At 66.6% G+C, this 22,603-nt stretch carries 19 protein-coding genes and 1 pseudogene; 12 read left to right on the top strand and 8 right to left on the bottom strand.

Annotated features, from left to right (window positions below):
• Positions 1–48: 48 nt before the first annotated feature.
• Together metH and F3J19_RS14480 are read right to left on the bottom strand one after the other, a co-directional pair.
• Positions 49–2,775: pseudogene (gene metH / locus F3J19_RS14475) on the bottom strand (methionine synthase); the annotation flags it as partial.
• Between the two features lie 79 nt (positions 2,776–2,854).
• Positions 2,855–3,925, bottom strand: coding sequence for a homocysteine S-methyltransferase family protein (locus F3J19_RS14480; RefSeq protein ID WP_167042417.1), 1,071 nt, complete (start codon positions 3,923–3,925; stop codon positions 2,855–2,857).
• Positions 3,926–4,545: 620 nt separating this feature from the next.
• Between F3J19_RS14480 and F3J19_RS14485 the strand changes: the two genes are divergently transcribed.
• A complete protein-coding gene (locus F3J19_RS14485; protein ID WP_167042419.1) occupies positions 4,546–4,773 on the top strand; it encodes a hypothetical protein in 228 nt (75 codons plus the stop codon).
• A gap of 235 nt (positions 4,774–5,008) precedes the next feature.
• On the opposite strand, the gene F3J19_RS14490 is transcribed toward F3J19_RS14485, so the two are convergent.
• The 3 genes from F3J19_RS14490 to F3J19_RS14505 all read right to left on the bottom strand — a co-directional run bounded on the left by F3J19_RS14490 (position 5,009) and on the right by F3J19_RS14505 (position 7,968).
• Positions 5,009–5,266 carry a DUF3567 domain-containing protein gene (locus F3J19_RS14490; RefSeq protein WP_167042421.1) on the bottom strand — a complete coding sequence of 86 codons (258 nt, stop codon included), beginning with the start codon at positions 5,264–5,266 and terminating at the stop codon, positions 5,009–5,011.
• Between the two features lie 447 nt (positions 5,267–5,713).
• Positions 5,714–7,021 carry a DUF3108 domain-containing protein gene (locus tag F3J19_RS14500; protein ID WP_167042423.1) on the bottom strand — a complete coding sequence of 436 codons (1,308 nt, stop codon included), beginning with the start codon at positions 7,019–7,021 and terminating at the stop codon, positions 5,714–5,716.
• Positions 7,022–7,047: 26 nt separating this feature from the next.
• Entirely contained in the window at positions 7,048–7,968 is a 921-nt protein-coding gene (locus F3J19_RS14505; protein ID WP_167042425.1) for an IclR family transcriptional regulator, read from the bottom strand.
• Positions 7,969–8,304: 336 nt separating this feature from the next.
• Here F3J19_RS14505 and F3J19_RS14510 point away from each other — a divergent pair, with 336 nt between their 5' ends.
• The 6 genes from F3J19_RS14510 to rfaE2 all read left to right on the top strand — a co-directional run bounded on the left by F3J19_RS14510 (position 8,305) and on the right by rfaE2 (position 15,122).
• The gene (locus F3J19_RS14510; protein ID WP_167042427.1) at positions 8,305–9,300 is read left to right on the top strand and encodes a fumarylacetoacetate hydrolase family protein; all 996 of its coding nucleotides are present in this window, start codon (positions 8,305–8,307) and stop codon (positions 9,298–9,300) included.
• A 174-nt stretch (positions 9,301–9,474) separates the two neighbouring features.
• Positions 9,475–10,800 carry an ABC transporter substrate-binding protein gene (locus F3J19_RS14515; protein WP_167042429.1) on the top strand — a complete coding sequence of 442 codons (1,326 nt, stop codon included), beginning with the start codon at positions 9,475–9,477 and terminating at the stop codon, positions 10,798–10,800.
• A 191-nt stretch (positions 10,801–10,991) separates the two neighbouring features.
• Positions 10,992–11,918 carry an enoyl-CoA hydratase/isomerase family protein gene (locus tag F3J19_RS14520; protein ID WP_240158943.1) on the top strand — a complete coding sequence of 309 codons (927 nt, stop codon included), beginning with the start codon at positions 10,992–10,994 and terminating at the stop codon, positions 11,916–11,918.
• 287 nt (positions 11,919–12,205) lie between these two features.
• Positions 12,206–12,991, top strand: a complete 786-nt coding sequence (locus F3J19_RS14525; RefSeq protein WP_167042431.1) for a PhaM family polyhydroxyalkanoate granule multifunctional regulatory protein — start codon at positions 12,206–12,208, stop codon at positions 12,989–12,991.
• Between the two features lie 513 nt (positions 12,992–13,504).
• Positions 13,505–14,377, top strand: coding sequence for a ferritin-like domain-containing protein (locus F3J19_RS14530; protein ID WP_167042433.1), 873 nt, complete (start codon positions 13,505–13,507; stop codon positions 14,375–14,377).
• A gap of 262 nt (positions 14,378–14,639) precedes the next feature.
• Positions 14,640–15,122 carry a D-glycero-beta-D-manno-heptose 1-phosphate adenylyltransferase gene (rfaE2, locus tag F3J19_RS14535; RefSeq protein ID WP_167042435.1) on the top strand — a complete coding sequence of 161 codons (483 nt, stop codon included), beginning with the start codon at positions 14,640–14,642 and terminating at the stop codon, positions 15,120–15,122.
• 30 nt (positions 15,123–15,152) lie between these two features.
• Here the strand turns inward: rfaE2 and F3J19_RS14540 are convergent, their stop codons facing one another.
• From F3J19_RS14540 to F3J19_RS14550, 3 genes are all read right to left on the bottom strand, one after another.
• Entirely contained in the window at positions 15,153–15,392 is a 240-nt protein-coding gene (locus tag F3J19_RS14540) for a hypothetical protein (RefSeq protein ID WP_167042437.1), read from the bottom strand.
• A gap of 160 nt (positions 15,393–15,552) precedes the next feature.
• On the bottom strand, positions 15,553–16,506 hold the full coding sequence (locus tag F3J19_RS14545) for a type III pantothenate kinase (protein ID WP_167042439.1): 954 nt from the start codon (positions 16,504–16,506) through the stop codon (positions 15,553–15,555).
• A complete protein-coding gene (locus F3J19_RS14550; RefSeq protein WP_167042441.1) occupies positions 16,503–17,423 on the bottom strand; it encodes a biotin--[acetyl-CoA-carboxylase] ligase in 921 nt (306 codons plus the stop codon). Before F3J19_RS14550 ends, F3J19_RS14545 begins: the two co-directional genes overlap by 4 nt.
• Positions 17,424–17,540: 117 nt before the next feature.
• On the opposite strand from F3J19_RS14550, the gene F3J19_RS14555 reads away from it, so the two are divergent.
• From F3J19_RS14555 to F3J19_RS14575, 5 genes are read left to right on the top strand one after another with little or no spacing between them, the layout of a single operon-like run.
• A complete protein-coding gene (locus tag F3J19_RS14555; RefSeq protein ID WP_167042443.1) occupies positions 17,541–18,674 on the top strand; it encodes an ABC transporter permease in 1,134 nt (377 codons plus the stop codon).
• Positions 18,671–19,549, top strand: a complete 879-nt coding sequence (locus F3J19_RS14560; protein ID WP_167042445.1) for an ATP-binding cassette domain-containing protein — start codon at positions 18,671–18,673, stop codon at positions 19,547–19,549. Before F3J19_RS14555 ends, F3J19_RS14560 begins: the two co-directional genes overlap by 4 nt.
• 46 nt (positions 19,550–19,595) lie before the next feature.
• Entirely contained in the window at positions 19,596–20,567 is a 972-nt protein-coding gene (locus tag F3J19_RS14565; RefSeq protein ID WP_167042447.1) for an MlaD family protein, read from the top strand.
• A gap of 29 nt (positions 20,568–20,596) precedes the next feature.
• Positions 20,597–21,223: an ABC-type transport auxiliary lipoprotein family protein gene (locus F3J19_RS14570; protein ID WP_167042449.1), complete on the top strand. Its 627-nt coding sequence runs from the start codon at positions 20,597–20,599 to the stop codon at positions 21,221–21,223.
• A 39-nt stretch (positions 21,224–21,262) separates the two neighbouring features.
• On the top strand, positions 21,263–22,420 hold the full coding sequence (locus tag F3J19_RS14575) for a VanZ family protein (RefSeq protein ID WP_167042451.1): 1,158 nt from the start codon (positions 21,263–21,265) through the stop codon (positions 22,418–22,420).
• Positions 22,421–22,603 lie beyond the last annotated feature (183 nt).

Here is a 22,603-nt window from a genome sequence, read left to right on the forward strand (position 1 = left end):
GGTCATGCGGCGGCCTGCCCGGTGCCCGGTCATGCCATGCGCCGCCGCTTACAGCAGCGGCGCCAACGCGCGTTCGGCGTCCGTTTTCGACAGCGCCATGCGCTGCGCGTAGTCCTCGAGCTGATCCGCGCCGATCTTGCCGACCGAGAAATAGGTGCTGTCCGGATGCGCGAGATAGAAGCCCGACACACTCGCGGCCGGCAGCATCGCCAGCGATTCGGTCACGCTCATGCCGATCTCGTCCGCTTGCAGCACCTCGAACATGTCGCGCTTCACCAGATGGTCGGGGCAGGCCGGATAGCCCGGCGCCGGGCGGATGCCGCGATACTTTTCGGCGATCAGTTCGTCGTTCGAGAGGTTCTCGCTGTTCGCATAGCCCCACAGGTCGCGCCGCACGCGCGCATGCATCGCTTCGGCGAACGCTTCGGCGAGGCGGTCCGCGAGGGCCTTCAGCATGATCGCGCTGTAGTCGTCGAGGTCCTTCTCGAACTGCTTTTCCTTCACGTCGACGCCAAGCCCCGCCGTGACCGCGAACATGCCGATGTAATCGGCCACGCCCGAGTCCTTCGGCGCGATGAAGTCGGCGAGCGAGCGGTTCGGCCGCATGACGCCATCGACCACGGGCCGCACGCTCTGCTGGCGCAGATTGCGCCATGTCAGCGCGACTTCGCTGCGCGATTCGTCCGTGTAGATTTCGATGTCGTCGTCGTTGACCGTGTTGGCCGGCAGCAGCATGATGACGCCGCTCGCCTGCAGCCAGCGGCCCTGAATCAGGCGCGCGAGCATCGACTTGCCGTCCGAGAACACGCGCCGCGCCGATTCGCCGACGATCTCGTCGTTGAGAATCGCCGGATATGGGCCGGCGAGGTCCCAGGTCTGGAAGAACGGACCCCAGTCGATATAGTTCGCGAGCTCGTTCAGATCGAAGTTCTTGAACACGCGGCGGCCGATGAATTTCGGCTTCACCGGCTGATAGCTCGCCCAGTCGATCCTGGTCTTATTGGCGCGCGCTTCGGCGAGCGTGACCATCGGCTGCGCTTTCTTGTTGGCGTGCTGGTCGCGGATGCGGGTGTAATCGGCGTTCAGTTCGTCGATGTACTTCGTGGCGCCCTCGTCGGACAGCAGGCTGGAGGCGACCGACACCGAACGCGACGCGTCCGGCACGTAGACCACCGGCCCTTCGTAGTGCGGCGCGATCTTCACCGCGGTATGCACGCGCGAGGTCGTCGCGCCGCCGATCAGCAGCGGAATCTTCTTCACGCGGAAGTAGTCGTCGCGCTGCATTTCCGAGGCGACGTAGGCCATCTCTTCGAGGCTCGGCGTGATGAGGCCGGACAGCCCGACGATATCCGCGCCCTCAACCTTCGCCTTCGCGAGGATCTCGTTGCACGGGACCATCACGCCCATGTTGACGACTTCGAAGTTGTTGCACTGGAGCACGACCGAGACGATGTTCTTGCCGATGTCGTGCACGTCGCCCTTCACCGTTGCTATGACGATCTTGCCCTTCGCGCGCACGTCGCCGCCGGCCGCCGCGAGCTGACGCTTTTCTTCCTCGATGAACGGGATCAGATGCGCGACCGCCTGCTTCATCACGCGCGCCGACTTCACGACCTGCGGCAGGAACATCTTGCCCTGGCCGAACAGGTCGCCGACGATGTTCATGCCGTCCATCAGCGGGCCTTCGATCACGTTGATCGGACGGCCGCCCGCCGCGGCGATCTTCGCGCGCACTTCCTCGGTGTCTTCCACGATGAACGTGGTGATGCCGCTCACGAGCGCATGCGCGAGGCGCTTTTCGACCGGCTGGTTGCGCCACTCGAGGTTCTCTTCCTTCTTCGCGGCGCCGGTCTTGAACTTGTCGGCGATTTCGAGCAGGCGGTCGGTGCCGTCTTCACGGCGATTCAGCACCACGTCTTCGACGCGCTCGCGCAACTCGGGATCGAGTTCGGCATACACGCCGAGCTGGCCCGCGTTGACGATGCCCATGTCCATCCCCGCCTGGATCGCGTGATAGAGGAACACGGTGTGAATCGCCTCGCGCACCGGGTCGTTGCCGCGGAACGAGAACGACACGTTCGACACGCCGCCGCTCACCTTCGCGTACGGCAGGTTCTGCTTGATCCAGCGGGTTCCCTCGATGAAGTCGACCGCGTAGTTGTTGTGCTCCTCGATGCCGGTCGCGACCGCGAAGATGTTCGGATCGAAGATGATGTCTTCGGGCGGAAAGCCGACCTCGTTGACCAGAATCTCGTACGAGCGCTGGCAGATTTCCTTCTTGCGCGCGAACGTGTCGGCCTGGCCTTGTTCGTCGAAGGCCATCACGACGCTGGCCGCGCCGTAGCGGCGAATCAGCTTCGCGTGATGAACGAACTGCTCCTTGCCTTCCTTCAGCGAGATCGAGTTGACGATCGCCTTGCCTTGCACGCACTTGAGGCCCGCCTCGATCACATCCCACTTCGACGAGTCGATCATGATCGGCACGCGCGCGATGTCCGGCTCCGAGGCGATCAGATTCATGAAGCGCACCATCGCCGCTTTCGAATCGAGCATCGCCTCGTCCATGTTGACGTCGATCACCTGCGCGCCGTTTTCGACCTGCTGGCGCGCGACCGCGAGTGCTTCGTCGAACTGGTTGTTCAGGATCATTCGCGCGAACGCCTTCGAGCCGGTCACGTTGGTGCGTTCGCCGACGTTGATGAAGAGCGTCCCGGACGTGACGTTGAACGGCTCGAGGCCGGCAAGGCGCATGGTGTGATCGGTCATGGCGTGGGTGCGGGTCGGGTGCGTGCGGTACCTGGATTAAAGGGCGAGCGGAGCGTCGTGCCTGTGCGCGGTGCGTGGCGGCCGGGGTTCAGGCCGCGTCGCGGTACTGGTTCGGCCACTTGCGCGGCTTCAGTTCGGAGAGCGCCTTCGCGATGGCCGCGATGTGCTCGGGCGTCGTGCCGCAGCAGCCGCCCGCGATGTTCACGAGGCCCGCTTCGGCGAATTCCTTGAGCAGGCCCGAGGTATCGGCGGGCAGTTCGTCGAAGCCAGTGTCGCTCATCGGGTTCGGCAGGCCCGCGTTCGGATAGCACGACACGTAGGTGTCGCAGAGCTTCGCGAGTTCGGCGACGTACGGGCGCATCAGCGCCGCGCCGAGCGCGCAGTTCAGGCCGAACGTGAGCGGCTTCGCGTGACGCAGCGAGTTCCAGAACGCCTCGACGGTCTGCCCCGACAGAATGCGGCCCGAGGCGTCGGTGACGGTGCCCGAGATCATGATCGGCAGACGCTCGCCGGTGTCCTCGAACAGTTCGTCGAGCGCGAACAGCGCGGCCTTGGCGTTGAGCGTGTCGAAGATCGTTTCGACGAGGAACAGGTCTGCGCCGCCGTCGAGCAGCGCTTTCGCCTGCTCGTAGTAGGCCGTGCGCAGTTCGTCGAAGGTCACGTTGCGCGCGCCCGGATCGTTGACGTCGGGCGAAATGCTCGCGGTCTTCGGCGTCGGTCCGATCGCGCCGGCGACGAAGCGCGGCTTGTCGGGCGTCGAGTATTTGTCGCACGCGGCGCGCGCGAGCTTCGCCGATTCAAGGTTCATCTCGACGGCAAGCGACTCCATGCCGTAGTCGGCTTGCGCGACCGTGGTCGCGCCGAACGTGTTGGTCTCGATGATGTCGGCGCCTGCCGCCAGGTACTGCTCGTGAATCTCGCTAATGATTTGCGGCTGCGTGATCGACAGCAGTTCGTTGTTGCCCTTGATGTCGCGCTCGTAGTCCTTGAAGCGCTCGCCGCGATAGCGGGCTTCGTCGAGCTTGTAGCGCTGGATCATCGTGCCCATCGCGCCGTCGAGGATCAGGATGCGCGAATTCAGCAGCGCGGGCAGCGCCGTGCCGCGCGTGTAGGCGGACTCAGAACGGACTGGCGTGACGGTTTGGGCAGGCTGGTTCATGGCGGACGGGGGCTTGCGCCGGCGTTGGCGGGAAACCCGTCATTGTAGCCGTTGACGGGCGGATGCGTCTGGCGCGGGCGCTGGGCGCGCGTTATGTGGCGGGGGAGACGTCGCGCAGGTGTGAGGTGCGGGTGGCGGTCGTTAATTGAACGGCAAGGATGGTGAGTGCCGCTGACGCATCGGCCATGCGTTTGATGTGCGGCCATTATTGAGATTCGCTAATTCTCGTCGATGCTATAAAGGCCGCCTTACAACATTTCGTTTGAGGGGTTCCACGTTGCATGCCTACGGAACGGTGGGGGCGATGAAGGGACGTCTTCGGCGCATGATATGCGCGCTAGCGTATATCGCCTCGTCGCTTGTCGGAGGCTGGTTTCTTGGAGCGTTTATCTCCCATACCTCGCTATGGATTCCAGTGTGGCTATGGCATGCGATGCGCGCTGCCGTTTGGGCAAGCGGCATTGTCGCAATGTACGACGAAGACGACGTTGAAACGCTTTGTCTCTTGGCGCTAACGATTGCGTGTTGGGTCGTCGTCGCGCTCGTATTGGGCGCCGCATGGTTTGCGGTTACCCGTTGCATTCGAAAGCGGCGAGCGTAATTCTTTTCTTCCCAATCAAATGAGCACTATTTTGCGTATCGTCTTTGGCGCCGCTTCAGGTGCAGGTGCGATGACGGTCATCGTGTGGGGCGGCCTGTATTTATATGGCGTCCTGGCACTTCATGGTGTTGGAAGTCTGTTCGACACGAACCCCGAGGCAGCCAATATCTTCTTCTGCGCGTGGTTCGTTCTTACGGCTGTCGCAGCGATCGCTGGCGGCTATATAAGCCGGGCTCCAAAAAAATGACGCGACGTGCGAGCCGCGACATCGCGCAACAGGGTGTTGGCGGTTGAATGGTTGCTGGTCGATCCGGGCTGCCTTGGACGTAGCGAGTCTGAGGCAGTGTCGGTGGAGTGCGGGCCGACACCGTCCAGTCCAATGCAGGTTCGCTCTACGCGAACGCGGAAATTCATACCAAAAGACGATGGCGATACCCAAGGCCGGATCACCTTGGATTCGTGAAGAACCTCGGTGAAGAAGCTTAGTGAAGCACCACGGGCTGATGCATGAGGCTGTCGAATTGCCCGAGGAATTCATCGACCTCGTCGAGCGACGGCTCGCCTGCGATCAGTTGCTGGACATGTTCGCGAAAACGCGCCGCCAGTGCACCGTCGATATAGATTTCGCGCTGCATGTTCTTGTCGACGATCTCGTAGCCGCCCGACTTCATGGCCAGCAGGCCTTCCTGCGGCGGAAACTCGACGACGCAATAGTTGGGGCTGTTGTAGATCATTTGCATGGCGACACTCCTTATTTCCGTTGGGCTTCCGCCCTTTCTGCACCATAGGTGGAGCATGTGTGATGGAATTCAAGGGGTGGGTCCGGATTGACGCTCGTGCGACGCGGGTAAAAATTCCGAACCTAACGGTTAGACCGGCCTCTCCAGAAACGATTCAAGTCATGCGGAAAATCGATGGGATCGCCCGATGGACGCGGGATGCGCGGCATCGGGCAGCTTGTGAAGCGGGCGCCTTCGAGCGCGTCCGCTGTCGCCTGTGTGACAGCAGGCGGCGTGCCCGTATCTGCCTGGATCGTGGCGACACGCCATCGTCAGTGTAGGGCATCGGATCGCTCCGTGTCTGCCGCGCGGAGCGAAATTTTTCGTTGCCTCGCAAACCATCGCGAAGCGCCCGGCCCCCCGGCCTGTGCCGGGTTGGATCGGCGCATGGCCCCGGCCCGACCGCGCTCAGGGCTTGATGATTTCGGGTGTGCCCGAATCGACCGGCGCGGCGGGTGGCGTTCCTTGCATCACCGCCGATGCGCTCGCGGGCGCGTTGTCACCAGACGAGACGGGTGTGCTCCCAGGCGGAACGGAAGCGGTACCACCATTGCCGTCCCCATTCGGCGACGCGCCCTCTAACCCGAGCTTGCCGCGCCACACGAGTTCGAATTGCGTGCCGTTCGGCTCCGTTTGCAGGATGCGCGCGGGCAGCCAGCCGAGCGACGGCGCGAGCCATACGTCGATGCGGCGCTGATCGCCGTCGTGGCGCGGCAGACGTTTGAAATGGCGCGTCTCGAGATAGCCTTGCGCCGCGCGAATCGTTTCGTCGCCGATGGTCTCGATCGGCCAGTTCTCGCCGCTGTCGTTATCGACGACAAAAAACTGTCGCGTGACGCCGGGCTTATAGGCATCGGGATCGCCGCGCACGAGACTCGCGAGTTGCATCACGACGCTGAAGCGATCCTGTGCGCCGTCGGGAAGCGGCAGCGTCAAAGGTGTGCGCGTGAAGGCGATTTTTTTGTCGGCGCGATTGAAGATCGCAATGTCTTCCGCACGGCGGCCGCGTTTTTCGCTGTACTGCGCGGGCGCGAGGCCGAACGCGTCGATGCCGCCGTGGCTCGCAAACACGAACGGCCCGACGAACGGCAGCGGCACCGACACGATCATTTCGTAGCCCTGTGCGTTGCTGGCCCAGTGGATCGTGCCGGGCTGATTGCGCACGCCGTTGTAGAACGTGTCGTATTCGAGTTCGGCGGACGGCGGCACCGAAAACTTCACGCCCTTCGACGCTTGCGGCGCGCTGGCCGCGGCAGGGGCGCTCGCCGCGGCGTTCGTATTGGCATTGGTGCTTGCATGGGAGCCGGCCGCGGCGGCCGGCGCGCTCGCCGCCGCTTCCGAGGCCGGCGCTTCGGCCGGCTCATGTGGGCTGGCCGGCTGCAACGCGGTCAACACGTGCTCGCGCGGCGGATGCGCCGTGGGCCTATGCGCGGAAGACGGCGCGGGCGGCGTCGCGGCAGGCGGATGTTCGGGCTGAGGTTCGGGTTGACGTTCGACCCGCTCGGGCGTCAGCAATGCGACCTGCACCGGCACATGCTCGCGATCGGCCGGCGTCAGATTCAGGCGTGTGCGCTCGAACCACTGTGCGGCGATCCAGTGCAGAATCGCCACCGCCGCGAGCACCACGATCCAGCGCCCGATGCGCAATGCGCCTGGCCGCCCATTGCCGTCGGGCGGCATGCGATCGGCGGCGCGGGTGACGGGAGCGTGAACCATCGGCGATCGAATCCGTGCGCGTGCCGTCAGCCGTTTTCGCTGCGCGGCGTGGCGCTATACCCGAGCTCGTACGAGAGCTTGCGCGCGCATTCGCGCAGTGCGAGATCGACCTCGCCGCCCCAGCGGATATCGAACGCGCCTTCATGGCCGAGCGCGACGAGGCCGAGCGCGAGCGCGCCGGTCGAATCGAACACCGGCATGCAGAACGCGTGGATGGTCGGCAGCAGCATGCCTTCGACGCGCGCCGCCGCGTGCGCGCGCACTTCGTCGAGCACCTTGCCGACCTCTTCGCGGGTGCGTGGTGCACCGCTATACGACGAGCGACGCGAGTCGGCCAGTTCGCGTTCGAGCATCGCGGCGGTCTTGCCTTGCGGCAGGTAGGCGGCGAACAGCAGACCGGTGGCCGAACTGAGCAGCGGCATCACGTCGCCGAGTTTCAGCGAGGCCTTGGCCGGATGGCTCGATTCCATCCAGTGCACCATCGTCGGTCCCTGGTTGCCCCATACCGCGATGCCCACGGTCAGGTCGAGCCGGTCCCGCAGTTCGGGGAGCGCGATGCGCGCGAGCGCCACGCCATCGACGCGCGCGAGCCGCGCGAGCCCCAGTTGCAGCGCGAAGCCGCCCAGTTCGTAGCGGCCCGAGAGCGGGTCCTGCGCGACGACGCCGAGACGCAGAAAGCTCACGAGATAGCGATGCGCCTTCGCCGGACTCATGCCCGCGCGCTGCGCGAGATCGCGCAGCATCATCGCGCGCGGTTCGCAGGTCAGCACGTCGAGCAGCCTGAAGCCGACCTCGATCGACTGGATGCCCGAGCGCAGTTTCTCTTCGCCGGGCTCGCCGGTGTCGTCGTCGAGACTGGCGGCGTCGGCCGGATCGGTTTCGAGCGGATCGGCCGAGGTGGGGGCGGCGTGAGGGCGAAGCGTACCGGAGCGGGCGTTGGCGGACATGTGCAAAAGGCGCGGGATGGGGCGTTCGGTAATGGCGTGGCGGCGCGAATCAAGGTGCGCGCGATGACGTAACGGCGGCGCAACGGCGACGAAAAATAGCGACGACATAACAACGACGACATAGCAACGAAATCACGCCGAAGCAGCGGCACAATACAGCGCCACGGCAGTGCGATAACGGCGCAGCGGAAACGTGCAGACAACCTCCAGCAGGAAGCGTGCAGCGCGGATCAACTCGCGCACGGCAACCGCTGCGCCGCACGAACCGCGGCCACGCCGATTCACCATCGTAGAATAGATTCCTTCCCTCGTCACTAACCTACGGTTCACAGCTCTATGAAACTTGCCTCGCTGAAGGACGGCACGCGCGACGGTCAACTGATCGTCGTGTCCCGCGACCTGCACACCGCGGCGATTGCCGACGCGATCGCGCCCACGCTGCAGCGCGTGCTCGACGACTGGGCTTTCTACGCGCCGCAACTGCACGATCTCTACGAAGCGCTCAACCAGGGCCGCGCGCGCAACAGCTTCGCGTTCGACGCGAAAGACTGCATGGCGCCGCTGCCGCGCGCGTTCCAGTGGGCCGACGGCTCCGCGTACGTGAACCACGTCGAGCTCGTGCGGCGCGCGCGCGGCGCCGAGATGCCGCCGGAATTCTGGACCGATCCGCTCATGTATCAGGGCGGCAGCGACGACTTCATCGGCCCGAAAGACGACGTGCCGTGCGCATCGGAAGCGTTCGGCATCGACTTCGAGGCGGAAGTCGCGGTTATCACCGGCGACGTGCCGATGGGCGCGACGCCCGAGCAGGCGCTGCGCGGCGTGCGGCTGATTACGCTCGCGAACGACGTCTCGCTGCGCAATCTGATTCCCGCCGAACTCGCGAAGGGCTTCGGCTTCTTCCAGAGCAAGCCGGCCACCTCGTTCGCACCGGTCGCGGTCACGCCCGACGAACTCGGCGAGCACTGGCGCGAAGGCCGCGTGCATCGGCCGATGATCGTCCACTGGAACGGCCGGAAGGTCGGCCAGCCCGACGCCGGCACCGACATGGTGTTTCACTTCGGTCAACTGATCGCGCATGCGGCGAAGACGCGCAATCTGCGTGCCGGCTCGATCGTCGGTTCGGGCACGGTGTCGAACAAGGATGCGAAGCGCGGCTACTGCTGTATCGCCGAGAAACGCTGCCTCGAAACGATCGAGCACGGCGCGCCGCAAACCGAATTCATGAAGTATGGCGATATCGTGAAGATCGAAATGTTCGACGAAGCAGGCAAGTCGATTTTCGGTTCGATCGAGCAGAGCATCGCGCCGCTCGACGACGCGGCGGACTAACGCGCTTGCGTGCGCGGTTTGCGCGGCACCGCTTACGAAAGGGTTTCGCCCGATGCCGCGGCTTTCACGCGCGGCTACACTGACTGGCGCGCCGGCATGGCCGGCGCGGCCGGCGGATCGAATGCAGCAACGCATCGGCAACATCAGAACGACAACCCGACGTGAGGAGACGGCATGCCGCGATTTGACTTCCCCGAAGCTGGAAACCGAGGTGCTGGCGCGTTACGGGCGAACGCAGGCACAAACGCAGGCACGAACGCGAACATGGGCGTGGGTGCTCATGCTGGCACGGCTGTGAGCGCACGCCTGGACACCAGCGCGAGCCGTCTGTCCAGGCGCCGCACGCGCCTCGCGCGCCGTGCCGCGACGCTGTGTGCCGCGCTGGCCTGCTTACTGCCCCTGACGGCACTCGCCCAGGTCAAGATCGGTCTCGTGCTGTCGCTGACCGGGCCGGCCGCATCGCTCGGCATTCCCGCGCGCGACACGGTCGCGCTGCTGCCGAAACAGATCGGCGGACAGAGCGTCGAATACATCGTGCTCGACGATGCGTCCGACACGACCCAGGCCGTGCAGGACACGAGAAAGCTCATCTCGGAGAATCACGTCGACGCGATCATCGGCTCGTCCATCACGCCGAATTCGCTCGCGATGATCGACGTGGTGTCCGACGGCGAAACGCCGATGATCTCGCTCGCGTCGTCGGCGAAAATCATCGAGCCGGTCGACGCGAAACGCCGCTGGGTCTTCAAGACGCCGCAGACCGACGCGATGATGGCCTCGGCCATCGCCGAGCATGCGAGCGCGCACGGCGTCAAGACGATCGCGTTCATCGGCCAGGCCGATGCGCTCGGCGAGACGTTCTACGCCGAGGTCGCGAAGTTTGCGAAACTGCATCACATCGACATGGTGGCGAGCGAGCGCTTCAATCGCACGGACCCGAGCGTGACGGGCCAGGTGCTGAAGATTCTCGCGGCGCATCCCGACGCGGTCGTGGTCGGCGCGGCCGGCACGCCCGCCGCGCTGCCGCCGAAGACGCTGCGCGAGCGCGGCTACAAAGGGTTGATCTATCACAATCACGGCGTCGGCAATAACGACTTCCTGCGCGTGTGCGGCGCCGATTGCAACGGCACGTTCCTGCCCGCGAGCCCGGTGCTGGTGGCCGCGCAATTGCCGGCCGATCATCCGGCGAAGCGCCTCGCGCTCGACTACATCGCGCGCTTCGAGGCACAGCATGGAGCGGGCAGCGTGTCGGCGTTCGGCTCCTACACGTGGGATGCGGGCGTGCTGCTCGATCACGCGATACCGGTTGCGCTGAAGGCGGGCGCGCCGGGCACGCCGCCGTTCCGGCGCGCGCTGCGCGACGCGCTCGAAACCACGCAGGGTGTCGCGGATACCAACGGCGTCGTCAACATGAGCGCGACCGATCACATCGGCCTCGATCAGCGCGCCCGGGTGATGGTCGAGATCAGCAACGGGAAGTGGGTTTATCAGCCGCGATGAAGCGTGTCATCGTGTCGGCCGGGGGAGCGTGGTTTGCGGCCGCGTTGCTGCCTCGCTTCGCGGGTCCGGCTTTGTAGCTCCGGCTTCGCAGCTTCGACTTCGCAGTTCCGGCTCCGTAGCTCCGGTCTGCGGGCACGGTTCGAACACGCGCACGACGAGTCCACGCTTCACCAACCGACGGATCGCCCATCATGTCCGACGCACCTCACCGTAACGACGCCTACTACGCCTACTACCGCTCGCTGCAATTGCATCGCCATCCGCACGGCGTGCTCGAAATCGTGATGAGCGGCGAGGGCGCGAACCGCAGCGGACTCGCCACGGCGAACGCGCGCATGCATTACGAACTGGCCGAAATCTGGCGCGACATCGAGCGCGATCCCGACACGCGCGTCGCGATCATTCGCGGCGAAGGCAAGGGCTTTTCGGCGGGCGGCGATCTGCAACTCGTCGAAGACATGGCGAACGACTTCGATGTGCGCGCGCGGGTGTGGCGCGAGGCGCGCGATCTCGTCTACAACGTGATCAATTGCGGCAAGCCGATCGTCTCGGCGATGCACGGTCCCGCGGTCGGCGCGGGACTCGTCGCGGGCCTGCTCGCCGACATCTCGATCGCGGCGAAGACGGCGCGCATCATCGACGGTCATACGCGCCTCGGCGTCGCGGCCGGCGATCACGCGGCGATCGCCTGGCCGCTGCTGTGCGGGATGGCGAAGGCCAAGTACTACCTGCTGCTGTGCGAGCCCGTGAGCGGCGAGGAAGCAGAGCGCATCGGCCTCGTATCGCTGGCCGTCGACGAGAGCGATCTGCTGCCGAAGGCATTCGACGTCGCGCGCAAACTCGCAGACGGTTCGCAGACGGCGATCCGCTGGACCAAGTACGCGCTGAACAATTGGCTGCGCACGGCAGGGCCGGCGTTCGATACGTCGCTCGCGCTCGAATTCATGGGCTTCGCCGGGCCCGACGTGCGCGAAGGGCTGAACTCGCTGCGCGAGCGGCGCGCGCCGGATTTTGGCGGCGGCGATCCGTGGCGGGAGGCGTCGCGGGAGAGGGCCGGTGACGGAGGTGGAAGCGAGAGCGGTGGCGCTGCGGGTGGCGAAACGGATCGCAGCGAGTAGTGGCGCGGGGCGTGGCACGACCGACTGGCCGCAACGGGTCGCGTGGGGCGTGGCACGAGAACATGGCGGCACGGCCAGCGGTAGGTAGAAGCCGGTAGCCGCAGGTAGAGGCAGATAACGGCGCAGCCAGGACGCGGGCAGCCGTGCGGGCGGGTTGGCGTGGCGGGTCGGCGGCTGCCGGCACGCAACGCGGCGAGCCCCCTGAGCCACCATTTCACACGGTATGATCGACTCAACCCGCGCGGCTCCGCGCGCCCGACATCTTCTTATGCACCGAGGCGACAAGCATGACCGACACGACTGGCACCACGCCGCCCTTTCCCGGCTTTCCCGGTTTCCCGCCCGCTGAAATGCTCGATCGCATGTGGGGCATGATGCGGCTGTCGCCGTTCGGCTCGGCGTTGCCCGGCGCGCAGCCGGGCGGCGGCCTCGCGCCGTCGCTGTCGATGATGTCCGACATGATGGCGCCGCTCACCAATGTCGAGGAGCTCGACAAGCGCATCACCGACATGCGCGCGGTCGAGCAGTGGCTGAAGCTGAATCTGAGCATGCTGCAATCGGCGATCCAGGCGCTCGAAGTGCAGCGCGCGACGCTGTCGACCTTGCGTGCTTTCGGCGCGTTCGCGCAGTCGTCGATGGCGCAGCCGGCCGCTGCCGCGCCGGCTCCGGTGCCGAGTCCCGCACCCGCTCAGGCGGCGAGCCCCGCGCCAGCGCCGGGCTGGACGCAGCCCGCGAAACCAGCGCCGGCTCCGGCTCCGGACAGCGCGGCCGCAGCGGAAGGCACGCAAAGCCGGGAAGAGGAAGCACCCGCGGCGGCGTCGTTCGATGCATCGGCGTGGTGGAATCTGCTGCAATCGCAGTTCAATCAGATTGCGCAGTTCGCGATGACGCAGCCGGCCGCAGCCGCCGGCGGCACGCCGGACAAGGGCGCGGCGACGGGTGGCGCCGCCGCGCCCGATGCCGCAGCGCGAGGCGCGAAGCCCACCGCGAAACGGCCGGCCGCGAAGCGCGCGGCGCCGGCGGCCAAACGCGCGGCTGGCGCGAGCGCAGGGGGGGCGAAGAAGCCGCAATGAGCGCGGTGGCGGGGCGTCGCTTCGGCCGCGCTCCGCCATTGCCGCAGCGTCGCTCATTGCCGCTTCCGCGAACTCGGCTCAGTGTTGCGGAAAGTCAATACCATCGTGCGATCGAGCCGGTTCTGTCACAGATTTCACCTGGTCCGCATGCTATGATTGTGTAAGCTTTATCTGGCTTTGGGGGCACGCAGAAAAGAACCAATCCCGCCGCCCACGCGTCGTTTGCCGCCGGCACCACCGGCGCAGGGCTGGACGGTGCGGTTTCCAACGCAGACTGGCTCGACCTCAGGCACAGGGTATTCCTCACCCACGGTTGGCCGCACAGCGCCTGATTCATGTTTCAGGTTCCTGTGCCAACGCCCGGACTTCTTTGCTTCCCGATGCCTATGGGCAGCAGATTAGCGCGTAAAATTGAATGCTTGGCCGACAAACGGTACGTTCGTTCGCCGTGGCAAAACGGTTACACGTAGCAGCAACAGACACAGACAGTATGCGCAGAACAGGGGCGGGACTATGAACACCATGCTTTATCCGGAACTTTATAAATCGCTCGAATCCGTTCGCTGGGACATGGAGAAGGACATTCCCTGGGACAAGTTCGATGCATCGCTCTTGACCGACGAGCAGGCCGCGACGATCAAGATGAACGCGATCACCGAATGGTCGGCGTTGCCCGCCACGGAAATGTTTCTGCGTGACAACCATCACGACAGCGATTTCTCCGCGTTCATGAGCGTGTGGTTCTTCGAGGAACAGAAGCATTCGCTGGTGCTGATGGAATATCTGCGCCGCTTCAAGCCGGAACTGGTCCCGACCGAAGAGGAACTGCACGCGGTGCGCTTCGAGTTCGATCCCGCGCCGCCGCTCGAAACGCTGATGCTGCACTTCTGCGGCGAAATCCGCCTCAATCACTGGTATCGCCGTGCCGCCGAATGGCACACCGAGCCGGTCATCAAGCACATCTACGAAACCATTTCGCGCGACGAGGCGCGGCATGGCGGCGCGTATCTGCGCTACATGAAGAAGGCGATGGCGCAAACCGGCGACATCGCGCGTGCCGCGTTCGCGAAAATCGGCGTGCTGATGGCGTCGGCGCGCCGCACCGAAAAGCCGCTGCACCCGACCAACCTGCACGTGAATCAGGCGCTGTTCCCGCGCGACACGATTCAATCGCGCCTGCCCGATCCGGAATGGCTCGAGCGCTGGCTCGACGAGCAGATCCGTTTCGACGACGGCTGGGAAAAGAAAGTGGTCGAGCGCATCCTCCACAACCTGTCGCTGCTGTTCGAGCGCACGTTCGACACGGCGCAGGAACTGAATCGTTATCGCAAGGAAGTGGTCGCGCGTTTGCAGGCCGACGGTCAGGCGCCGGCGCAACCGGCGTGAGGGCATGAGCGCTGACGCCGGCAGTGGTGGTGGCGCTTCGATCCCGATGCGCGGAGCCGGGCTGCGGCGCAGTCACCGCAAACGAGGTTGCACGGTTCCCCTGTTGCTTTGAGGCATTGCCTTGAGGCGCTGCTTTAAAGCACGGCATCGAAAGGCAAATAGAAACGGTCCGGCAGGCGCGAGCTTGCCGGACCGTTTTGCTTGAGGCCGTCCAGCGTGTATCGTGACGGCACTTTCTTTTTCCTCTTTCCATACCCCCGCGATGCCCGCTATTTTCGAACGCAAGATTCTGACGCGCGATGCCCTGGTGAAACTGCGTCCTTCGCTGACCGCGCCGGTCGTACTCACGAACGGAGTGTTCGACATTCTGCATCGCGGACACGTGACCTATCTCGCCGATGCGAAGGCGCTCGGCGCCTGTCTGATCGTCGGCGTGAATAGCGATGCGTCGGTGCGCATGCTCGGCAAGGGCGACGACCGGCCGATCAACCACGAAGCCGACCGGATGGCCTTGCTCGCGGCGCTCGAAAGCGTCGACTACGTGGTGAGCTTCGGCGAAAAAACGCCGGTCGAACTGATTTCGGCGCTGCGGCCGGACGTGCTCGTGAAGGGCGGCGACTACGATATGGACGCGCTGCCCGAATCGGCAATCGTGCGCGGCTGGGGCGGCAAGGCGCTGGCGATTCCGTTCGAGCACGATCGCTCGACGACCGCGCTGCTGAAGAAGGTGCGCACGCAGGGCTGACCGACTGCTTCGATCGCTTCAGCCGCTTCGCTACTGCGGCAACGCCGACGTCGAAATCGGCGCTTGCGGCGCCGGTCCGCCGACGACCGCCTGGTCGGCCGCATCGGCGGCGCTGACGGGCCGCACTGTCAGCGACTCCGGATGAATCTGCCGGTTCAGGTGATTGGGCTCGCGGCTACTGGCGCTGGGCACCGGCCCGAATGCGCCCAGCGATGTGGCGAAAGCCAGCACGTTGGCAAGAATCAGAATGGCGATCAGCCCGCGAAGCATGGTTGAGGGTTCCAGTCCAGAAGAAGTTGAGCCGGGATCAGGGTGAGGTGCCGGAAGCGGGCGCGCGGGCGACCTGCCGTGGCGGTTCACGAGTGCGCGAGTCGGGTGCCGGTCGCGGACTTGGCTCCCCGCATTTGTCGCGCACCGATCATGACGTCGATCAACCGCCCTGCCGCGCCGAATCCTCGGCGGCAATCAGCGCGAGGCCCGACAGCACGAGCGAATCGTGGCGAGTATGCGGTACTTTGAGCGCGCTCGCCACCTCGTCCGCGGCGCCGCCGTTGACGACGAGCCGCACCGGCACCTGCCACTCGTCCTGCAGATCGCGCCACATGCGCTCGACCAGTCCCGCCTGCGCGAGCGTGCAGCCGGCCGAGAGCGAACGCGGCGTATCGGTCGCGAAAAACGGGCCGCGGCGGCCTGCCCCGGCGTCGTTGCCGGCGTCGAGCAGGCCGCGTGCGCGCGCGGCATCGAGCGTCGGCAATTGCGCGGTGTGTTCGCCGAGCGAGCGCATCATCAGCGTCCAGCCCGGCGCGATCAGTCCGCCGACGAACGAGCCGTCCGCGCGCAACGCTTCGAGCGTCGTCGCGGTGCCGAATGTCGCGAGCAGCAGATGTTCGCCGGGAAACGCCGCATGCGCGCCGATCATGCCGGCCCAGCGATCGCTGCCGAGCGTGTGCGGCGTCGTGTAGCCATTGACGACGCCGCATTGACGCGCGCTCGCGCGGATCGTCGTGAGCGGCAGTTGCGGCCAGTGCGCGTCGACGAGCGCGGCAATGCGCGCCGCGACGTCCGCGCCGGCGACGTTGGACAACCACGCGCCGCGCGGTGTCGGCAAGCCCGACCATCCGGGCGATGAAGCAGGCCGCAACGTGGGCGTCGAGCCCGCCGACGCGTTACTCCGCGACACAGCCTGCAAGCCCGACTGCAAGCCAGGCGTCGAATCCCCCCGCAGACCGGACACCGGCCCCGCATCGGCTTGCAAGCCGTACCGCGCGACATCCTCGTGTGCTAGCGCTCCGGCCGCCAGTTGCGTGCCATCCGCGTCCACGCATGCCCATTTGATCCGGCTATTGCCCGCGTCGATCAGCAGAGAAGGCGCGTGCTGCGTCATGCGGCACCGTCGGCGAGGCGCAGCGACACGTCGCCGGTCGCGATGCTCTGGCGACCGGCGGCCGTATCGAGCAGCAACTGGCCGTGTTCGTCGACGCCGGCTGCCACGCCGCGCGCGATTTCCTCGCCTTGTTCGAGCAGCACGACGTCGCGGCCCGCGTACGCATGCACGGCGTTCCAGCGCGGCTGGAACGGCGCGAAGCCGTCGGCGCCGAAGCGCTGCAACGCCGGTTCGAGCGCGTTCAGCTCGGCGGCGAGCGTGTCGGTCAGATTCGCGTTCGGCAGCGCGCGCTGCAGCGCGGTCGGCACGGTGCCGCGCGCCTGCGGCGGCACGTCGGCATGCAGCGCGCCGACCTTCGCCGCGAGTGCGTCGGCGCCCTTCACGTTGGTGCCGATGCCGATCACGACCGCGCTCGCGTACTCGGTGCTCCACGCGGTTTCGATCAGGATGCCGGCGAGCTTGTCGCCTTCGAGCAGCACGTCGTTCGGCCACTTCAATGCGATCTGCCCGGGACCGGCGACCGGCAGCGAGCGCAGCCCGTCGACGAGCGCGACGCCCACCGCGAGGCTCAGTCCCGCGAGCCCTTCGAGCGGACGCGGCAGCACGCAGGCGACCGAAAACAGCAGCGCATTGCCGGGTTCCGCATACCACGGCCGGCCGCGGCGGCCGCGCCCCGCGGTTTGCAGATACGCGACCCGCACGATCGGCCGCGGCAGCGCGCTCGCGCGGCGCGGCAGCGCCTTCACGCGGGCCATCAGGTCGGCATTGGTCGAGCCGGTTTCCTCGACGATTTCGATCGGCCAGTCATGCGCATGCGCACCGAACAGCCTGACCGCGCGCTCGCGGTCGATGCGCCAGTCGGCCTCGGCCGCATTGGCCGTTGCAGGAGAGGGCGTGGGAGACTTGGAAGCATTCATGGCACCTATTGTAGCGACAGCGACCTTCGGCGGGATTGGCGTGCGGATCGGTGCGGACATCATCGGCCCGTCGTTCGCTACAATGGCCCTTCATCCGATAACCAGCTTCCGCGATCCTTGAACTACGACACTCCGCCCGGCCTCGAAGTCGCGGCCGGCAGCCAAGGCAAGATCGTCCGTCTCTCGGGCCAGTGGACGGCGCTCGCGCTCGCGCGCGATCGCGACACCGGGCACGTGATCCCGCTGCTGCGTTCGCTGACCGGCGCGCAGGGCATCGGCGAGTGGGACCTGTCGCGTATCGACAGGATGGATCACGTCGGCGGCCAGGCGCTGTGGCGCGTATGGGGCCACAAGATGCCGCCCGGCACCGCGCTCACCGACACGCAACGCGACATCTTCGAGCGCATCGCGCTGCTCGACACGGTGCGCGAGGGCGCCGAGCCGGTCAAGCGCCTCGATCCGTTCACGCGCCTCGGCCTCGGGCTCTTCTCGTTCTTCGAGCATCTGTACGGCGGCGTCGCAATGCTCGGGCGCGTCGTGCTCGACCTGCTCGCGATCGTGCGCAAGCCGAAGCTCACGCCGTGGACCGAAATCTCCGCGAACATCTACAACGCCGGCGCGCGCGCGCTGCCGATCACGGCGCTCGTCGCGTTCCTGATCGGCATCGTGCTCAGCTATCTGTCGGCGCAGCAGTTGCGCATCTTTGGCGCGAACCAGTTCATCGTCAATATTCTCGGCCTCGCGGTGATCCGCGAACTCGGCCCGGTGCTCTCGGCGATTCTGGTGGCGGGCCGCTCGGGCTCGGCGATCACCGCGCAGATCGGCGTGATGCGCGTGACCGAGGAACTCGACGCGATGCGCGTGATGGGCATCCCGCACGGCCTGCGGCTGATCCTGCCGCGCGTGGTCGCGCTCGGCATCGCGATGCCGCTGCTCGTGATGTGGACCAACATCATCTCGCTGACGGGCGGCGCGCTCGCCGCGAAACTCGTGCTCGGCATCGACATGAACTTCTTCGCGCGGCAGCTGCCCGTCGTCGTGCCGATCGCGAATCTCTGGATCGGTCTCGGCAAGGGCGCGGTGTTCGGCATGCTGATCGCGATCACCGGCTGTCATTTCGGCTTCCGTATCAAGGCCAATTCGCAGAGTCTCGGCGAAGGCACGACGACCTCGGTGGTGACCTCGATCACCATCGTGATTCTCGCGGACGCGGTGTTCGCGATCCTCTTCCAGAACGTGGGGCTCGGATGATCGCGCCACTGACCGAAGCCGTGCGCGGCCAGCCCGTGCCGTCGATCGCCGAGCCGGTGATCGAGGTGAACGACATCACCAAGCGCTACGGCCGCAACATCGTGCATCAGCACCTGAGCCTCGAGGTGCGGCGCGGCGAGATCGTCTCGATCGTCGGCGGCTCGGGTTCGGGCAAGACCACGCTGGTGCGGCAGATTCTCGGCCTCGAGCGGCCCTCGTCGGGCACCATCAAGCTGTTCGGCCAGGACCTCGCGACCATCTCGCCCGACACCGCGCTGCTGATGCGCAGCCGCTCCGGCATGCTGTTCCAGCGCGGCGCGCTGTTCTCGTCGCTGTCGGTGTTCGACAACGTCGCGCAGCCGGTGCGCGAGCTCGGCCGCGTGCCCGAAGACCTGCTGCGCGACATCGTGATGCTGAAGCTCGAAATGGTCGGGCTGCCGTGCAAGCACGCGTCGAAGATGCCGTCGGCGCTGTCGGGCGGCATGATCAAGCGGGTCGGCATCGCGCGCGCGATTGCGCTCGAACCCGAACTGCTGTTCCTCGACGAACCGACCGCCGGGCTCGACCCGCAGGCGTCCGACGAATTCGTCGAGCTGATCTCCGCGCTGCATCGCGCGCTCGGCCTCACGGTCGTGATGATTACGCACGACCTCGACACAATGGTCGCGATCTCGACGCGCGTCGCCGTGCTTGCCGATCGCAAGGTGCTCGTCAACGCGCCGGTCGAAGAGGCGGCGGGCGTCGATCATCCGTTTATCCGCGAATATTTCCTCGGCCTGCGCGGGCGCCGCGCGCTGCAGGCGCTGCCGCCCGAGCGCCGCGCGAAGCTGCCGCGGGCCGCGCTCGAAGCGGCGTCGTCCGAGTTGCCGCTATGAGGTCTGCCGTTATGAACCGGGCCGCCATGAACCAGGAAACCTGACAATGGAAAACAAAGCACACGCATTCTGGGCCGGGCTTTTCACGGTCGTGCTGACGGCGGCGGTCGCGCTCGCCGCATTTCTGTTCAACGTCGATCGCACCGTGCGGGTGCCGTACGACCTGATCGCGCGCACCAACGTGACGGGGCTTTTTGCCGACGCGGCGGTGCGCTTTCGCGGGCTCGACGTCGGCCGCGTGCAGTCGATCAAGTTCGATCCGAGCCATCCGGGGCAGATCATGATCCGCATCATGGTCGACGAACACGCGCCGATCACCCATTCGACGTTCGGCAGCCTCGGCCTGCAAGGCGTGACCGGCATCGCGTTCATCCAGCTCGACGACACCGGGCGCGATCTGACGCCGCTGCCGTCGTCGGTGCAGCAGGTCGCGCAGCTGCCGATGCGCCCGGGCCTGCTCGACCAGTTGCAGCAGCGCGGCGACGTGCTGCTGCGCAAGCTCGAAAAGGTCACCGACAACGTCAACGACATGCTGTCGCCGGAAATGGTCGCGCAGTTGCACGACACGGCCGCGAGCATCCAGCAGGCCGCGTCCGGGATCGCCGGGCTGAGCCAGCAGATCGCGCCGGTCGCGGGCAAGCTGCCCGCCACGGTCGATCAGCTGAATCGCACGCTCGCCTCGACCAACCGGATGATCACGAGCCTGAACCGTCCGGACGGCCCGTTCGAGCGCAATCTGAACAAGGTCGGCACGGCGGCGCAGCAGGCCGGCGACGCGCTCGCCGAGATGAACGTGTCGCTGCAGGATCTGTCGGCGCGGGTCGGCTACGAGACGCTGCCGCGCGTGAACTCGCTGACCGAGGACGTGCGCTCGGCCGCGCAATCGATCGACCGCGCCGCCGATACCTTCAGCACCAATCCGCGCAGCGTGCTGTTCGGCGCGCCGCGCCCGGCGCCGGGTCCGGGCGAGGCCGGCTTCACGTGGCCCGCCGCTGGCGCCGCCCCGGCAGCCCACTAAATCCGCTGGCTCAAGAAAGGAAGATGCCCATGTCACGCTCGATTCACCGACTGTTGTCCTCGCGCGCCGCGCTCGCGGCGCTGCTCGCGTTCGGCGTGCTGGCGGCGGGCTGCGCGGGCACGTCCGCGGTGGTGTCGGACAGCCGCTACGACTTCGGGCCGCCGCCGCAGACGGCCGCCGCTGCCCGGCTGCCGGCCGTCAAGGTGCTCGAGGTCGGCGCGCCGGCCGTGCTCGAATCCGACCGGCTCATCTATCGCCTGAGCTACGCCGACGCGCAGCAGACGGCCACCTACGCGAACAGCCACTGGACGATGATGCCGTCGCAGTTGCTGACGCAGCGCCTGCGCGGCGCGTTCGGCGCGCACGGCACCGTGCTCACGGGCGCGGACGGCGTGGCCGCACCGGTGCTGCGCGTCGATCTGACCGAGTTCGAGCAGGTGTTCGACAGTCAGACGGAGAGCCATGGCGCGGTCGGTGCGCGCGTCACGTTGACGCAGAACGGCAAGGTGGTCGGCCAGCAGACGTTTGCGGCGCGCGCGCCCGCGCGTTCGGCGGACGCGGCCGGCGGCGCGCAGGCGCTCGCCGCGGCCAGCGACGACCTCGTCGCGCAGATCGTCGCATGGCTCGGCTCGCAGGCGCTCGCCGCCGCGCAGTGACGGGCGGGTAGCGCACGAGCGCACGGGAGGGAGCGCTGCATGAGCGAACGACCCTGGTTGCGCCGTCCGTCGGGGCTCGCCCGGCAGGCGCTGCTGCTGTATGCGGCGCTGATCGTCTACGGTTCGTGGTATCCGTTTTCCGGCTGGCGCTCGCTCGGCATCGCGCCGTTTGCCTATCTGTTCGATCCGATGCCGCAGTATCTGACGGCGTTCGACGTCGTCACCAATGTGCTCGGCTATATGCCGTTCGGCGCGCTCGTGGTGCTCGCGGTGTATCCGCGCTGGCGCGGCGCCGTGGCCGTTGCGCTGGCGTTCGGGCTCGGCGCTCTGCTGTCGGGCACGATGGAAGCGGTGCAGACTTATCTGCCGACGCGCGTCGCGTCCAATCTCGATCTCGCCGCCAACACGCTCGGCGCGCTGCTCGGCGCGGCGATGATGTCGCCCGCGACCGGCGCGCTGCTCGATCGCGGCTTGCTCAGGCGCTTGCGGCTGCTGTGGTTCGAGCGCGGCCGCGCGGCGCTCGCGTGTCTCGTTGCCACCTGGCCGTTCGCGACGATGTATCCGGCGCCGCGTCTGTTCGGCCTCGGTAACTGGCCGCGCATGCTGTGGCTGCGCGTCGATCCGGCGACCCAGGACGCGTTGCTTGCGTGGACGCCGTCCGCGTGGCACGTCGGCGCATGGCCGGCGGCCGCCGCCGCGTGGCTGCCCGACGACGCCTGGGAAGCGCTGATCACGACGCTGAACCTGTTCGCCGCGCTCGTGCTCGCGTCGTTGCCGGCGCGCCGGCATGCGCCGCGCGTGCGTCTCTTGCTGGTGTTCATCGTCGTGACCTTGGGCGTGAAGGCCGGCGCGACGTTTCTGCAATCGCAATCCGGCCTTGCGTTCGACTGGGCGACGCCCGGCGCATTGAGCGGGCTCGCGTGCGGCACGCTCGCGGCACTCGCTGCGTTGCCGTTGCGCCGCCGCGTGCGCGCGGCGCTGGCGGCCATCGCGCTCGTCGTTGCGCTCGTGTTCGTCAATCTGCTGCCGGTGAATCCGTATTTCGACGTGGTGCTGGCCGACTGGCGGCAAGGGCGGTATCTGCACTTCAACGGTCTCGCGCGCTGGCTCGCGTGGGTCTGGCCGTACGCGGCGCTGGTGTGGCTCGCGTTCGCGGTCGAGCAGGCGTGGCTGAAGCGTCGGGCGAAGCGCGCGTGAGACCGGGGAAAACGAGGCGAGGGCGCATCGGGCGGACAGGCGCGGGCAGTGCGCCCGATGGGCCGGGTTCGCTCGGGTTCGCATCGGCCCGGGCGAAAGAGGCTCGCACGAAATGCAGCGGGCCCGCGTCGGATACCATGCAAGCGCACGTGAAGCGCCATGCGGTGCTGCCGAAGCGCCGGC

Origin of the sequence: Burkholderia sp. Ax-1724 (assembly GCF_011752995.1) — a bacterium.
Lineage (GTDB): Bacteria > Pseudomonadota > Gammaproteobacteria > Burkholderiales > Burkholderiaceae > Paraburkholderia.